Origin of the sequence: Agromyces ramosus (assembly GCF_004216665.1) — a bacterium.
GTDB classification, from domain to species: Bacteria; Actinomycetota; Actinomycetes; order Actinomycetales; family Microbacteriaceae; genus Agromyces; species Agromyces ramosus.
Map to the genome: position 1 here is coordinate 837,752 of NZ_SGWY01000003.1, position 15,054 is coordinate 852,805.

14 protein-coding genes are annotated in these 15,054 nt (G+C 72.8%); 4 read left to right on the forward strand and 10 right to left on the reverse strand.

The window, feature by feature from the left end; all coding sequences use genetic code 11:
• From EV187_RS15910 to EV187_RS18905, 3 genes are all read right to left on the reverse strand, one after another.
• Nucleotides 1-2,961: a hypothetical protein gene (locus EV187_RS15910; protein ID WP_130354000.1), complete on the reverse strand. Its 2,961-nt coding sequence runs from the start codon at nt 2,959-2,961 to the stop codon at nt 1-3.
• Nucleotides 2,961-3,533: an orotate phosphoribosyltransferase gene (gene pyrE, locus EV187_RS15915; RefSeq protein WP_130354001.1), complete on the reverse strand. Its 573-nt coding sequence runs from the start codon at nt 3,531-3,533 to the stop codon at nt 2,961-2,963. The genes EV187_RS15910 and pyrE overlap by 1 nt, the downstream gene beginning before the upstream one ends.
• Before the next feature lie 215 nt (nt 3,534-3,748).
• The gene (locus EV187_RS18905) at nt 3,749-3,871 is read right to left on the reverse strand and encodes a hypothetical protein (RefSeq protein WP_278039991.1); all 123 of its coding nucleotides are present in this window, start codon (nt 3,869-3,871) and stop codon (nt 3,749-3,751) included.
• A 134-nt stretch (nt 3,872-4,005) separates the two neighbouring features.
• Here EV187_RS18905 and EV187_RS15920 point away from each other — a divergent pair, with 134 nt between their 5' ends.
• The 4 genes from EV187_RS15920 to EV187_RS15935 all read left to right on the forward strand — a co-directional run bounded on the left by EV187_RS15920 (nt 4,006) and on the right by EV187_RS15935 (nt 7,086).
• Nucleotides 4,006-4,965: a LysR family transcriptional regulator gene (locus EV187_RS15920; protein WP_130354002.1), complete on the forward strand. Its 960-nt coding sequence runs from the start codon at nt 4,006-4,008 to the stop codon at nt 4,963-4,965.
• Between the two features lie 11 nt (nt 4,966-4,976).
• Nucleotides 4,977-5,795, forward strand: a complete 819-nt coding sequence (locus tag EV187_RS15925) for an enoyl-CoA hydratase/isomerase family protein (protein ID WP_130354003.1) — start codon at nt 4,977-4,979, stop codon at nt 5,793-5,795.
• A gap of 33 nt (nt 5,796-5,828) precedes the next feature.
• Nucleotides 5,829-6,311 carry a CinA family protein gene (locus EV187_RS15930; protein WP_130354004.1) on the forward strand — a complete coding sequence of 161 codons (483 nt, stop codon included), beginning with the start codon at nt 5,829-5,831 and terminating at the stop codon, nt 6,309-6,311.
• 61 nt (nt 6,312-6,372) lie between these two features.
• A complete protein-coding gene (locus tag EV187_RS15935; protein WP_207221857.1) occupies nt 6,373-7,086 on the forward strand; it encodes a GntR family transcriptional regulator in 714 nt (237 codons plus the stop codon).
• Between the two features lie 67 nt (nt 7,087-7,153).
• Here EV187_RS15935 and EV187_RS15940 read toward each other — a convergent pair whose 3' ends face one another.
• From EV187_RS15940 to EV187_RS15970, 7 genes are all read right to left on the reverse strand, one after another.
• Entirely contained in the window at nt 7,154-8,686 is a 1,533-nt protein-coding gene (locus EV187_RS15940) for a CoA-acylating methylmalonate-semialdehyde dehydrogenase (protein WP_130354006.1), read from the reverse strand.
• Between the two features lie 3 nt (nt 8,687-8,689).
• Nucleotides 8,690-10,018, reverse strand: coding sequence for an aspartate aminotransferase family protein (locus EV187_RS15945; RefSeq protein WP_130354007.1), 1,329 nt, complete (start codon nt 10,016-10,018; stop codon nt 8,690-8,692).
• A gap of 134 nt (nt 10,019-10,152) precedes the next feature.
• Nucleotides 10,153-11,295, reverse strand: a complete 1,143-nt coding sequence (locus tag EV187_RS15950; RefSeq protein ID WP_341272763.1) for an ABC transporter substrate-binding protein — start codon at nt 11,293-11,295, stop codon at nt 10,153-10,155.
• A gap of 98 nt (nt 11,296-11,393) precedes the next feature.
• Nucleotides 11,394-12,230, reverse strand: coding sequence for an ABC transporter permease (locus tag EV187_RS15955; protein ID WP_130354008.1), 837 nt, complete (start codon nt 12,228-12,230; stop codon nt 11,394-11,396).
• Nucleotides 12,227-13,102 carry an ABC transporter ATP-binding protein gene (locus tag EV187_RS15960; protein WP_130354009.1) on the reverse strand — a complete coding sequence of 292 codons (876 nt, stop codon included), beginning with the start codon at nt 13,100-13,102 and terminating at the stop codon, nt 12,227-12,229. Before EV187_RS15960 ends, EV187_RS15955 begins: the two co-directional genes overlap by 4 nt.
• Nucleotides 13,099-14,022, reverse strand: coding sequence for an ABC transporter permease (locus EV187_RS15965; RefSeq protein ID WP_130354010.1), 924 nt, complete (start codon nt 14,020-14,022; stop codon nt 13,099-13,101). The genes EV187_RS15960 and EV187_RS15965 overlap by 4 nt, the downstream gene beginning before the upstream one ends.
• Nucleotides 14,019-15,035, reverse strand: coding sequence for a TIGR03842 family LLM class F420-dependent oxidoreductase (locus EV187_RS15970; protein WP_130354011.1), 1,017 nt, complete (start codon nt 15,033-15,035; stop codon nt 14,019-14,021). Before EV187_RS15970 ends, EV187_RS15965 begins: the two co-directional genes overlap by 4 nt.
• Nucleotides 15,036-15,054: the final 19 nt, after the last annotated feature.

Consider the following 15,054-nt stretch of genomic DNA (forward strand, 5'->3'; position numbering starts at 1 on the left):
CTATGCCGCGGGCCCCGGCCCGGCGATGCTCGCCGTGAGCGGCTCGCCACCGGCGCGGTTCGCGAAGCAGTAGTACGTGCGCTCGCCCGCCGCCCACTGCTCCTCGGTGACGGGGAACGCCGCCTGCACCTGCAGGTCGTTCACGCCCGACACCGCGGCGACGTCGATCACGCCGGGCGCCGTGCAGAGCAGGTTCATCTGCGAGGCGATCTCGCTCTCGCCGGGGAACGGCGTCGTCGCGTCGCCGGGCAGCGTGCCGCGGTACACGAGCTGTGCCGCGTGGGGTGCCGCGCAGTCGACGACGGTGAACTCCTCGTCCCAGGCCGACCCGAACGGGTCGATGCACTCGCCTCCGAAGAGCGTGTTCCACGCGTGCACGCCGACGGGCTGCGGGGCGGTCGGCGCGGCGACCGGCGTCTCGGTCGGGGTGGGGGACGCGGACGGCCCGGCGGCCTCGCCGCCGCCGGAGATCAGGGTGCCGACGTAGAACAGTCCGGCGAGCACGACGAGCACCACGAGGCCGCCCGCGATCCAGAGCAGCGTGCGGACCGTGCGGTGGTCGCCTCCCGGGCCGGAGCCGCCGGGACCGGCCGAGCCGCCCGAACCGGGAGGTCGTGGTGCAGGGCCCGAGGGCCGGGGTTGTGCGGGCGCCGGTGCGGGTTGCGGCGTGGCCGCCCTCGCCCCCGTGGTGCCCGCCAGGCCCGCGCCCGCGACGGCCGTGTCGGCCGCGAAGGGCCAACCCGACGGACCGGAATCCGGCTCGGCCGGCAGGCGGGCGGAGCCGAAGAGCGCGGCGAGCGGATCGTCGTCGTGATCCGCCGGCGCGGCCGGGGTCGGTCGGCTCGCCCCGGCGGACGTCGGGAACAGCGCGGTGAGCGCATCGTCGCCACCCGGCGGCGTCGTCGACTGGGCGGTCGGGTACGCCGCCGTGGCCGGCTCGGCCGCATCGGTGGCCGCGAGATCGTCGTCGACCGACCGACCGGGCTCGGGCCCGGGCTCGGGCTCGGGTTCCGGTTCCGGTTCCGGCTCGGGTTCGGGCTCCGGCTCGGGTTCGGCCTGGATCGGCACCATCCAGAACGGCAGGGGCTCGTCGGGCTCCTCGGCCTCGTGCTCCGCCGCCACCTCGGTGGGCTCGACGGCCACGGCCGCAGGCTCGTCGGCCGCGGGCGTGCCGGCGAGCGGCTCGTCGATCGCCGGCCCATCGGGCGCGGTCCCATCTCGGTTGCCGTCCGCGATCGGCGACGGCACGACGTCGTCCCCTCCGCCGGCCGCAGCGGCCTTCGGGTCCGCGGCGGACGGGTCGGGCGTGAGGTTCCAGAAGTATCCGGTCTCGGCGAGCTCGCGGGCGATCGGTGACTCCGCATCGGGCGCAGGCTCGGACTCGGCGGTGGCGTCCGCGCGCCCGCGCCCGAAGAATCGCGCGGCCCCGTTGCGCGGCGGCTCCGGCTCGTCGGCCTCCTCTTCGGCGTCGTCATCGTCGCCGAACGCGAGGCCGAGGGCGTCGAGGGCCTCGTCGCCGGGGCGGACCGGCGGCGTTCCCCCGCCGTCGGACCCGAACCCGGAACCCGACCGCTCGTCGGGCACGTCGGTCGATCCCTCGTCGGACGCCGGGCGACCCCCGCCTGCGGCGAGGGCGGCGAGCAGGTCGTCGACCGGCTCGTCGGACTCCCGGTCGCCGCCACGGTCGTCGCCACCACCGCCGGCCGCGGCGAAGGCCGGGAGCGGCACGCGACGATTCGCGGCCGACTCGGTCTGCACGCCGACGGGTTCGGAGACCGACGACTCCGCCTCGCCCCGCACCTCGATGAAGGGGAAGTCGTTCGTGGTCATGGTCGCCTCGGCGGGCGTCGCCGGCGGAGTGGTCGTCGCCGAGGGACGGGTCAGCGCCGCGAACGGGTCGACGGTGTCGGCGGCGAACGCGCCGAATCGGTCCGACGCGGGTGCCGGGAGCGGGTCGGACGGGACGGCCCCTGCCGGCGTCGCTGACGCGGACGACCCCTCGTCACGGAGGGCCGACCACAGCTCGTCGTCGTGGCCGGCAGCTCGTCCGGGCTGGGCGGCCCGTTCGTCCCAGCCGGCCGGAGCGGTCGTCGGCGCGATCGGATGCCGCGGCGGACGCACCGTCTCGGCGGGCGGCTGCGCCGGCTCGGGCGACGGCGACGTGGGCGCGGTCGACGCGGGCGGAGCCGGCGGCTCGGGCGTCACGGGGGGCGTCGCCACCGGCGTGAACGACTGGCGGGCCACGGGCGGAGGCGTGAAGCCGGCGAACGGCGTCGCCTCGGGCTCACGGCTCGTCGCCTCGGGCTCCCGGCTGCTCGGCTCGGGCTCCCGGCTGCTCGGCTCGGGCTCCCGGCTGCTCGGCTCGGGCGGCGCCGGCGACGGCGCTCGGTCGTCGGCCGTCGGCTCGGGGGACGGGGGCGCCGAGAGGTTGCGGAAGGCCGCCCGGATGGCGTCCTCCGAGTCGAGGTCGCCCGACCCCCAGGTGAGGGCGAAGGGCGCCGTCGGCGTGACGGGGCCGGGCGGCGTCGCCGGCTCGGATGGCGCGACGGGCGCCGACGGGACCGCGCCCGGTCGACCGACGGTGAACGGCGGGTTCCACGCGGGGAGCCCGGCAGCCGTCTCCGCCTCGGCGGCGGGTGTCGACACCGGAGGCTCGACCTGCGACGGCACGCCCTCGGGAGCCGAGGGGGCGGGCGGCCCGCCGATCACGGGCAGCGCACGCGTCGGGGCATCCGGGGCCACCGGCGACTCGGCCAGCGAGAACCAGTCGAGCACCTCCTCGCGACGGGGCGCGGGAGCGGGTGGCTCCGTCGGGGCGGGCGCCGGAGCCGCCTGCTCGGGCGGCGCGACCGGCGACGGCGGTGCGACGGGCGGGTCCTGACGCGCTGGAGTGGACCCGGCCGCGAGTTGCGCGAGCAGCCAGTCGGCGTCGTCGTCGAAGTCACGCCCGTCGCGATTCATCAGGCCAATCCCAGGTCTTCGAGGCCGATCGCCGCCAGGTAGGGCACCCCTGCACCCTCGATCACCTCGCGGGCCCCGGTGGCGCGGTCCACCACGACGGCGACGGCGACCACCTCGGCGCCGACGGCACGCAGGGCCTCGATCGCCTTGAGCGGCGAGCCGCCGGTGGTGGAGGTGTCCTCGAGCACGATGACGCGCCGGCCCGCGACGTCGGGGCCCTCGACCTGCTTGCCGCGACCGTGGTCCTTCGGCTCCTTGCGCACGACGAACGCGTCGTAGGCGAGCCCGCGAGCGGCGCCCTGGTGCAGGATCGCCGACGCGATGGGGTCGGCGCCCATGGTCATGCCCCCGACGGCATCGACGTCGGGCACGTCGGCGATGAGGTCGAGCATGACCTGGCCGATCAGCGGCGCGACGCGGTGGTCGAGGCTCACCTTGCGCAGGTCGACGTAGTACGAGGCCTTCTTGCCGCTGGTCAGCGTGAAGTCGCCGTGGAACACCGCGTCGGCCGAGATGTGCTCGATGAGCTGTCGGCGTGCGTCGGTGCTGCTGAGCTGGGGCGCAAGGGTCACCTGAATACTCTACGGCTCCCCTGCCTCTGAGGGAGGGCCGGATGCCGCGTCGCCTCCCGACGGCGTGCGCATCGGGATCCCCCCGGGCGCATGCCGATGCGCACGCGGGCCGGGGACGTCCGCCGGCATCGGCAGACGAAGGGCCGCTCCGCGGGGTGTCCCTCCCCCGCGCAGCGGCCCTGCGCCCGGGCGCGGCCCGGGCCGTCGCGACGCGCTCAGACGGTGCGCGCGAACGTCTCCTTGTGACGGCGGCCGTAGCCGTCGCGCGCCGAGACGACGATCGAGCCGGCGATGCCGGCGACGGACACGGTGGCGAGGATGGCGAGGAGCGTGAACACGGTGGTTCCTTTCGAATGAGGTGGGCTCGTCGAGCGACGGATGCGCCGTTGCACGTGTTCGACTCCTCAATTCTGACTCCCTGAACCGTTCAGCACAAGCGCACAATACTTCAATGACGATGTAGGCTGGCTACATGGACGTTCGTCGTTTGGACCTACTCAGGGAGCTCGCCGAGCGCGGCAGCGTGACGGCCGTCGCCGAGGCCACCGGCCGCACGCCCTCGGCCGTGTCCCAGCAGCTCAAGGTGCTCGAGCGCGAGGCCGGCATGCCGCTCACCGAGCGCAGCGGACGCGGGCTGGTGCTGACCAGCGCCGGGCACGCACTCGCCCGCAGCGCCGCGGATGTCGCGATCGCGCTCGAGCGGGCCTCCGCCCTCTGGGACGAGTTCCGGAACCACCCGAGCGGCGAGGTCACGCTGCTCACCTTCCCCACGGTGGGGGCGACCCTGCTGCCGAGCGTCCTCGGCGACCTGTCCCAGGTCGCCGGGCTCGTCGTCCGATGCACCGACCTCGACCCCGAGCTCGCGGAGTTCCCCGACCTCACGGCCGACTACGACATCGTGCTCGCGCACACCATGCCCGGGGTGCTGCCGTGGGGCGGTCGCGGGCTGAGGGCCGTGCCGCTGCTCACCGAGCCGCTCGACATCGGTCTCCCCGCCGACCACCGCCTGGCCGGGCGATCGCACGTCACCCCGGCCGACCTGGTCGACGAGACGTGGCTGGGGGTGCCGCCGGGCTTCCCCTTCGAGCGCATCCTGCATGCCATCGAGCAGGAGGGCGGCAAGCGCGTGCACGTCAGCCAGCGCTTCAGCGACATGCGCATCGTGGAGGCGTTCATCGAGGCCGGCCTCGGCATCGCGTTCGTGCCGAGGTTCACCTCCGGCACCGTCTCGTCGGGCATCGTGCTGAAGCCGATCCGCGGCGTGGCCTCCGCGCGGCAGATCGTCGCCCTGGTGCGTCCGGATGTCGCGGAGCGGCTCGCCGTGCGCACGGTGCTCGACGTGCTCGTGGCCCGCGCCGCCCGGCTCGAGCAGGCCTACGGCCATCCGTCGCGCGGCGGCGGCGCGATCGAGCCGCCGGCCTCTGCGAACTAGACTCCTCGATCATGAGCGACGCTGCCCACGACGAGGCGATCCTGTTCGACGTGCGTGACGGGCTCGCCCACGTCACGCTCAACCGCCCGTCCCGCCTGAACGCGGTCGACCCCCACGCCATCAGGCGGTGGCAGTCGATCGCGCACGAGATCGCCGAGCGCGACGACATCGGTGCGGTGCTCTTCGACGCGGAGGGACGCGCGTTCTGCGCCGGCGGCGACGTGCGGGCGATGGCCGAGCTGGCCGGCTCGTCGGATGCCCCGGGGCGGACGATCACCGACCTCGCCGACCTGATCCACGACGGGCACCGCACCCTGCGCGAGAGCACGAAGCCCATCGTCGCCGCCGTGCAGGGGCCCGTCGCGGGCGGCGGACTCGGCTTCATGCTCGTGGCCGACCTCGTCGTGGCATCCGACCGCGCGACCTTCGCCAGCCGGTACGCCGACGTCGGGCTCACCCCCGACTGCGGCGTGAGCACGCTCCTGCCCGAAGCGGTGGGCACGCGGCGGGCGCTCGAGCTCACGCTCACCTCGCGCACGCTGACCGCTGCCGAAGCCCTCGACTGGGGGCTCGTCGCGGAGGTCGTGGCGCCCGACGCGCTCGACGCATGCGCACGCGAGATCGCCGGCGCGTGGCTGTCGGGCGCGACCGACGCCTTCGGGCAGGCCAAGCGCCTCGTGCGCTCGGGGCTGTCCCGGAGCTTCCGAGACGCGCTCGACGACGAGGCCCGTACGATCGGGGCCGCCTTCGAGACCCCCCACGCGCAGGCGGCCGTCGCGCGGTTCGCCGCCGGCTCCGAACGGCGACCCGTCGGCGGCGCATCCGACTGACCGCCGCGAACCGAATCCCGAACGGAGGGCACGATGCAGGATCCGGCCGAGGAACTCGCGGGCCTCGCCCAGGAGATCGCGCGACGGGCACGTGACGCGGGGATGACGGTCGCGGCCGCGGAATCGCTGACCACCGGCGCGATCTCGAACGCCCTCGGCGCCGCCCCTGAGGCATCCGAATGGCTGCGCGGCGGCGTCGTCGCCTACGCGGAGGGCGTCAAGCGCGACCTGCTCGGTGTCACGGCCGACAAGGTCGCTTCGGCGCAGTGCGCGCGCGAGCTCGCGGCCGGCGTCGCCCGCCTGCTCGACGCGGATGCCGCCGTCGCCGTCACCGGGGTCGGCGGGCCCGATCCCGACGAGGGCGAGCCGCCGGGCAGCGTATACGGGTCGGTGGCCGTGCGCGGCCGCATCCGCGATGTGCACTGGCAGTTCGAAGGGGACCCGGCGGAGGTGGTGCACCGCACCGCCCGCGCCGCGCTGGAGCTGCTCCGCGACGCGCTGCCGCCCTCGTCCTGACCCGGCCCGCGAGCGGCGAGGTGGCTTGACGACGAGGGGTATGTGGTGTGCGATATATTGCGTGCCGATTCCCCATGATGCTTCCCCCGCCGACCGCACGCTCCTCCGCGACGGCGTCTTCCGCCGCCTGCGGGACGCCATCGTCGACGGCACGTTCGAACCCGGCGAGCAGCTCAAGGACGGGGAGCTGGCCACCTGGCTCGGAGTGAGTCGCACCCCGGTGCGGGAGGCGCTGCTGCGACTCGCGCACGGAGGGCTGGTGGTGGCGCAGCCGGGTCGGTCGACGATCGTGAGCACGCTCGACCGGCGGGCGGTCTGGAACGCGCGCGACGTCGTCGCGGCGATGCACGAGCTCGCGGTTCGCGAGGCGGTGCCGCAGGTCACCGAGGCCGATCTCGAGGCGATGCGCGATGCGAACCGGCGTTTCGCGTCGGCCATCGACGCCCGGGACGTCGAGGCCGCGCTGCGTGCCGACGACGACTTCCACGGCGTGCTCGTGGCGGTCGCCGGCAACGGCGCACTCGACACGGTGCTCGACCAGTTCATGCCCGTGCTCCGCCGAGCCGAGTACCTGCGGTTCACCTCCCTCGACGGGCGCGCCTCGGTCGCGCGTCACGACGAGCTGATCCGCCTCGCCGCCGCCCTCGACGTGGAAGGAGCCGCCGCGGTCGCCTTCGACACGTGGCACAGCCTGCCGACCGTCGACCCGACCGGCGACGGCGGCGACCACGGCAACGGCGATGGACCGCCCGAACCGGCGAGCACGAGGGAGTGACGCCGCTCCCGGTCACGCCGGAACGGCGGTCACGGCCTCGTGATCGCTCGGGGCGGCTCACCCCCGATCAGTCGTGCTGCGGGAACCCCAGGTTCAGCCCGCCGTGGCTCGGGTCGAGCCAGCGCGAGGTGATCGCCTTCTCCTGCGTGAAGAAGTCGAACCCTCGCGGGCCGTAGGCCTTGGCGTCGCCGAACAGCGAGTCCTTCCAGCCGCCGAACGAGTGGTAGGCCACCGGCACCGGGATCGGCACGTTGATGCCGACCATGCCGACCGTCACCTCGCGCTGGAATCGCCGCGCGGCGCCGCCGTCGTTCGTGAAGATGGCGGTGCCGTTGCCGTACCTGCTCGAGTTGATGAGGTCGAGCCCGTCCTCGTAGCCGTCGACCCGCACGACCGAGAGCACCGGTCCGAAGATCTCGTCGCGATACACGGCCGATGAGGTCGGCACCTTGTCGACGAGGGTCGGGCCGAGCCAGAATCCGTCGGGCTCGCCGTCGACCTCGGGGTCGCGTCCGTCGACCACGACGGCGGCCCCGTCGGTCGCCGCGACGTCGAGGTAGCCCGCGACCTTGTCGCGGTGCTCGCGCGTGATGAGGGGACCCATGTCGCAGCCGCGGGTGCCGTCGCCGATCTTCAGCCGCGACATCCGCTCGGCAACCTTCGCGACGAACTCGTCGGCGATGGAGTCGACGGCGAGCACCGCCGAGATGGCCATGCAGCGCTCCCCGGCCGACCCGAAGCCCGCGTTCACGGCAGCGTCGGCCGCGAGGTCGAGGTCGGCGTCGGGCAGCACGAGCATGTGGTTCTTCGCGCCGCCGAGCGCCTGCACGCGCTTGCCGTTGGCCGTCGCCGTCGAGTAGATGTACTGGGCGATCGGCGTCGAGCCGACGAACGAGATCGAGCGCACGATCGGATGATGCAGCAGCGCGTCGACGGCGACCTTGTCGCCGTGCACGACGTTGAGCACGCCGTCGGGAAGGCCCGCCTCCTGCATGAGCTTCGCGAGCCACACCGCGGCGCTCGGGTCCTTCTCGGAGGGCTTCAGCACCACGGTGTTGCCCGTCGCGATCGCCAGCGGGAAGAACCACAGCGGCACCATGGCCGGGAAGTTGAACGGGCTGATGATGCCCACCACCCCGACCGGCTGGCGCGTCGTGTAGACGTCGATGCCCGTCGAGACGTTCTCGGAGTACTCGCCCTTCGTGTAGCCCGGCATGGCGCAGGCGAGCTCGACGACCTCGAGTCCGCGCGCGATCTCGCCCGCGGCATCCGAGGTCACCTTGCCGTGCTCGCTCGTGAGGATCGCGGCGAGCTCGCCCGTGCGCGCGTTCAGCAGCTCGCGGAACGCGAACATCACCTGCTGCCGCTTCGCGATCGACGTGTCCCGCCAGGCGGGGAACGCCCGCGCGGCGGCCTGGACGGCGAGGTCGACGTCTTCCGTGGAGGCGAAGCGGACGCGCTTCTGCTCGACGCCGAGCGCGGGGTTGTAGACGGGTCCGCTGCGGTCGGAATCGCCGGCGACGGATGCCCCGTCGATCCAGTGCTCGACGGTCGCCGTCTCGGCGGCCCGCGGCTGGGTTTCGGTCAGTGTCTGGCTCATGAGTCAGCCCTCTCCTTCGAGTGCGGTGCTCAGTACTTCATCGTAGATCGGCATCGCCTCGGCGACATCCTCGACCGTGACGACGCACGGGGGCACCACGTGGATGCGATTGTCCTGGATGAACGGCAGCAGGCCGCGCGCCACCAGCCCGGACTTGATCCGGCCCATCGCGGCGGCCGGCAGGGGTTCGCGCGTGTCGCGGTCGGCGACCAGCTCGATCGCCCAGAACACGCCTTCGCCGCGCACCTCGCCGATCACGGCGTGTCGCTCGGCGAGCTCGGCGAGCGCCGGGCCGATCTCGGTCTCGCCGATCGCGCGCGCGTTCTCGACGATGCCCTCCGACTCCATGGCGTCGAGCGTCGCGACGATGGAAGCCATCGCGAGCGGATGCCCCGAGTAGGTGAGCCCGCCCGGGAACACGCGGTCGTCGAACGTGGCGGCGATCGGGTCGGAGATGACGACGCCGCCCGCGGGGATGTAGCCCGAGTTCACGCCCTTCGCGAAGGTGATCAGGTCGGGCCTGACCTCGTAGCCGTCGAACGCGAACCAGCGGCCGCTGCGACCGAACCCGCACATCACCTCGTCGAGGATGAGCAGGATGCCGTGACGGTCGGCGAGCTCGCGCACGCCGGCGAGGTAGCCGGGCGGCGGCAGCATGATGCCCGCCGTGCCCGGGATGGTCTCGAGCAGGATCGCGGCGATCGACGACGGCCCCTCGGCCTCGATGACGCGGCGCAGGTGGTGCAGGGCGCGCTCCGACTCCTCCTCGGGCGTCGTCGCCCAGAACTCGGAGCGGTAGAGGTAGGGCCCGAAGAAGTGCACGTGGCCCCGCGCGAACTCGTTCGGGATGCGTCGCCAGTCGCCCGTGGACACGATCGCCGCGCCCGTGTTGCCGTGGTACGAGCGGTAGGTCGAGAGGATCTTGTCGCGCCCGGTGTGGAGGCGCGCCATCCGGATCGCGTTCTCGTTGGCGTCGGCGCCGCCGTTCGTGAAGAACACCTTGTGGAACCCGGGCGGCGCATGGCCGATGATGCGCTTCGCGGCCTCGCCGCGGGCCAGGCTCACGGTCGAGGGCGCGATCGTCGTGAGCAGTTCGGCCTGCTCGCGGATCGCCTGCACGACGGCCGGATGCTGGTGGCCGATGTTGACGTTCACGAGCTGGCTCGAGAAGTCGAGGTACTCGCGCCCGGCGTGATCCCAGACGCGGCATCCGCGGCCACTGGCGACGACCAGCGACGACAGTTGCGACTGCGCCGACCACGAGTGGAAGACGTGGTCGCGGTCGAGCCCGCGGGCGAGCTCGTCGAGGTCCTCGGCGAGGTTCTCGGTCATGGCTTCGGTGCCTTTCGTTCGGATGCGACGGTGTCGCGGTGTCGCAGTGTCGCGGTGTCGCGGTGTCGCGGTGTCGGCGGTGGCGGATGCCGCGCGGCCGGCCGGGACGCACCGGCCGCGCGGCATCCGGACCGCTAGTTGCCGCCCTCCTCGAGCGTGACCTCGATCGGCTCGTAGTCCGCGCCGAGGATGTCGACCCCGTCGGCCTCGAGGTTCTCGAGGGCCTGGTCGACGTACTCGTTCGTGTACGCCGTGTCGGGCGGGTCGGTGGTGATGACCTGGGCGCCGTCCTGGTTCTTGGTGCCCAGCGCCATCTCGACCGTGGCATCCCACGCGATCTCGTTGATGTGCCCGATGCCGTCGGTGGAGGGCCAGATCAGCTTGTTGATCTCGTTGGCCATCCACAGCTGGTGGCTCGTGCCGAGGGTGGACCCGGCCGCGGTGACCGCGTCGGCGGCCGCCTGCGGGTCGTCGCGCTGGTCGATCCAGCCGAGGATCGCGCCCTGGATGAGCTTGACCGCCGTGTCGGCGTACTCCTCGTCGGATTCGAGCCGCTCGGTGTTCGCCCAGATCGCGTCCTGGAGCATCGAGGTGCCGACCTCGTTCCAGTCGATGACCGAGAAGTCCTCGGGCTGGTAGAGCTCGCCGGTCTCGGGGTTGACGGCCTCGAGCAGCTGCGCGTACTCGTTGTAGGTCATGGCCTGCGCGGCGTCGATCTCGCGATTCAGCAGGGCGTTCATGTCGAAGTTCTGCTGCACGATCGTGTAGCCCGACGCGTTCGCCTCGGTGAGGCCCGCGAAGAGCTCCCACTCGTTGCCGAATCCCCAGCTGCCGACCTGCTTGTTCGACAGGTCCGCGGGCCCCTCGATGCCGCTGTCGGCCCAGGCGACCTGCAGGGTGCCGCTGCGCTCGAAGATCTGCGCGATGTTCGTGATGTTCGCGCCCGCCTCGATGGACGCGAGCGCCTTCGGCACCCACGCGATGGCGAAGTCCACGTCGCCGGCGGCGAGCACGTCCTGCGGCACGATGTCGACCGCGCCCGGGATGATCTCGACGTCGAGGCCGAGGTCCTCCCAGTACCCGTTCGCCTGGGCGAGGTAGTACCCGCCGAACTGGGCCTGCGTGAGCCACTGGAGCTGGAGGGTCACCGGCGTGAGTTCGCCGTCCCCGCCGTCCGTGGCGTCGTCGGTGTCGGTGCCCCCGCTGGTGCAGCCGGCGAGCACGAGCGCGGTCGCGGCGGCTGCCGCCGCGCCCGCGATGATCCTGTTGCGCATCATCTGCGTTCCTCTCCTGGTGGTGGTGCTCTGTGGTGCGGTTCCGACCGGCAGGGGTGCCGGTGGCGTGGGCCGCGCGTCGTCGCGCGACGTGGCTCGGGTCATCGGTGGCGGGAGGCGATCCTCTCGATCACGGTCGTGAGGGCGAAGAACACGAGGCCGAGCAGGATGGCGCCGATGACGAACGCCCAGGCCCGGGCGTAGGCACTGGATGCCGCGGCGGTCGTGATCGCCGAGCCGAGTCCCTGTCTCGGCCCGCCGAAGTACTCGGCGACGAGGGCCGAGATCACGGCGAGCGACGAGGCGATGCGCAGGCCCGTGAAGAAGTGCGGCAGCGCGGACGGGATGGTGACCGCCCGCGTCTCCTGCCGCGGGGTGGCCGCGTAGGAGCGCATGAGGTCGCGATGCACCGGCCGCACCTGGCGCAGGCCGCGGAGCGTGTTCAGGAACACGGGGACGAACGCGGCGATGGAGGCGATGATGATGCGCGCCACCTCGGACGTGGACCCGAACATCGTGTACAGCACGGGGGCGAGGGCCACGATCGGCACGACGGCGACGGCGGCGACGATCGGCACGAGCATGCCGTCGATGGCGCGGATGAACGACGCGACGATCGCGAGCAGCACGCCGATGACCGCGCCGATCACGAGCCCGATGAGCGCGTTGAGCCCCGTGACGAGCGTGGCCTGGAGCACCTGCGGCGCGTACTGCACGAGCTGGCCCCAGATCGCGGAGGGGCTGGCGAGCACGAACGGCGGGATGCCCGCCGCGACCACCACGAGCTCGACGAGCAGCACGAGCACGATGAAGAGCACGATCGGCGGCACGACGAGCCCGATGAACCGCCGGAGCGGGCGGTCGCCGGGGCCGCGGCGACGGCGCTCGGCCGGCGGTGCGAGCTGCGTCGCGATCGCGGCGTCGGGCAGGCCGGTCATCGCACGTCCACCCCCCTCGCCGCACCGGCGGATGACGCCTGCGGGCCGTGGAGAGCCTCGCGCACCGCGGTGACGCCCTCGAAGAACGCGGTGTCCTCGCGCAGGTCCTCGCCGCGCTCGGCGGCCTCGCCGAGCCGCACGTCGATCTCGTCGGTGATGCGACCCGGACGCGGCGACATGACGACGACCCGGTCGGACAGGTACACTGCCTCGGGGATCGAGTGGGTCACGAACACGACCGCGGCCCCCGTCTCGGCGCGGATGCGGAGGAGCTCGGTCTGCATGCGCTCGCGGGTCATCTCGTCGAGCGCGCCGAACGGCTCGTCCATGAGCAGCAGCCGCGGCGATTCGGCCAGCGACCGGGCGATGGCCACGCGCTGCTGCATGCCGCCCGAGAGCTGGTCGGGGTAGTGCTTCGCGAAGTCGGAGAGCCCGACGAGCTCGACCAGCTCCGCCACGCGCGCCCGGCGCGCGCTCGCCCCCACGCCGTGCAGCTGCAGGGGCAGCTCGATGTTGGCCGCGACGGAGCGCCACGGCAGCAGGCCGGCCTGCTGGAACGCGATGCCGTACGCCTGGTCGATGCGCGCCTGCCGTGCGGTCCTGCCGAAGACCCGGATGTCGCCGGCCGTGGGTTCGTCGAGGTCGGCGATGAGGCGGAGCAGGGTGGACTTGCCGCACCCCGATGGGCCGATGAGCGACACGAACTCCCCGTCGTGCACCGTGAGCTCGATGCCGGTGAGCGCGGTGACCGTGGCCCCCTTCGCCCCGGTGAAGACCCGCTCGACGCCGCGCACGACGACGGCCTCGGTCGCATCGGCGGGGGGCGTCGGCCCGGTGGCGGCTGCGCTCGGCTGGGGCGCTGACGTGCTCATGCGGCGGTCTCCTGTCGGCGGAACGGGCTGAGGAAGGCGGCGAGGAGCGCGACGAACCCGGCGGCGACGAGGCCGAGCAGCACCGCACCGAGGATCGGCGACCACGGCTTGGCGGGATCGCTCGAGGCCGCGACGGCGGTCTCGAGGATGAGCCGGCCGATGCCCCCGCTGAACCCGACCGAGATCTCGGCCACGACGGTGCCGACCACGGCGTTCGCGGCGGCGAGCCGCAGGGCGGGGATGAGGAACGGCACGCTCGCGGGCAGCCGGAGCCGGAAGAGGGTGGTCCACCATCCCGCCGCGTAGCTGCGCATCAGGTCGAGGTCGGCGGCCTCCGGACTCTGCAGGCCGCGCAGGGCGCCGACGGCGACCGGGAAGAAGGCGAGGTAGCTCGCGATGATCACGACCGACATCCAGCTCTCCCACGAGAACGCGCCGAACTCCAGTCGCGAGCCCCAGTTGCGGATGAGCGGGGCGAGCGCGATGAGCGGCACGGTCTGGCTGAGGATGACGAACGGCAGCACGGCACGCTCGGCGATGCGGAACCCGAGCATGAGCAGGGCGAGCGCGAAGCCCACCACGACCCCGACCAGCCAGCCGAGCGCCGCGATGCCGAGGCTCACGAGCGCCGCGAGGAGCACCACGACTCCCAGCGGCAGCGCGCCCGGGGCACGGGTCACCGGCGTGGCCGCACGCGCGAGCATCTCCCACGTGTGCGGCATCGCCTGGTCGCTCGTGCGGGGAAGCAGCCGGATGCCGCTGCCGGTGACGCCTTCCCGGGCGCCGATCAGCCAGCCGTCGGCCGGCCCCACGAGCTTGTACAGCTCCCACACCGCGGCGAGCGCCACGAGGCCCAGCACGCCCCAGAGCACCGCGCGCCATCGCCGCGCTCGCCTGGTTGCGGGGGTCGTCGTCGTCATGCCTTCGCCGTGATGTGCTCGGTCATGGCGGGGATCACGGTCTCGCCGTACACGCGCAGCGTCTCCTCCTTGTTGTCATGCTGGAGGTACCCGGCGAACTGGTCGACGCCGAGCTCGGCGAGCTGCTTCAGCTTGTCGAGGTGCTGGTCGGCGGTGCCCAGGAGGCAGAATCGGTCGACGATCTCGTCGGGCACGAACTGGGTGTGCACGTTGCCCGCCCGCCCGTGCTCGTTGTAGTCGTAGTCCTCGCGGCCCTTGATGTAGTCGGTCAACGCGTCGGGCACGGTGCCGTGCATGCCGTACTTCGCGACGATGTCGGCGACGTGGTTGCCCACCATGCCGCCGAACCAGCGGCACTGGTCGCGCATGTGCGCCCAGTCGTCGCCGATGTAGAACGGCGCGGCGACGCAGAACTTCACCGACTTCGGGTCGCGGCCGGCCGCCTCCGCGGCATCCCGGACCGTCTTGATCATCCAGGCGGCGATGTCGACGTCGGCGAGCTGCAGGATGAACCCGTCGCCCACCTCGCCCGCGAGCTTCAGCGCCATCGGGCCGTAGGCGGCGACCCACACCTCGAGCTCGGAGCCCCGGCTCCACGGGAACCGGATCGTCGAGCCGTGGTACTCCACCGGGCGCGAGTTGCCGAGTTCCCGGATGACGTGGATCGACTCGCGCAGCTCGGCGATGGTGGTCGGCTTGCCGTTCGTGACGCGCACGGCCGAGTCGCCCCGCCCGATGCCGCACACGGTGCGATTGCCGAACATCTCGTTCAGGGTCGCGAACACCGACGCGGTGACCGTCCAGTCGCGGGTGGCCGGATTCGTCACGAACGGGCCGACCTTGATGCGCTGGGTCTGCGACAGGATCTGGCTGTAGATGACGTACGGCTCCTGCCACAGCAGGTGCGAGTCGAAGGTCCACACGTGCGTGAACCCGTGCGCCTCGGCGAGCTTCGCGAGCTGGATGGTCCGCGATGCCGGGGGGTTGGTCTGCAGGACCGCTCCGAATTCCATCGGCGCTCCCCTTTCGTGG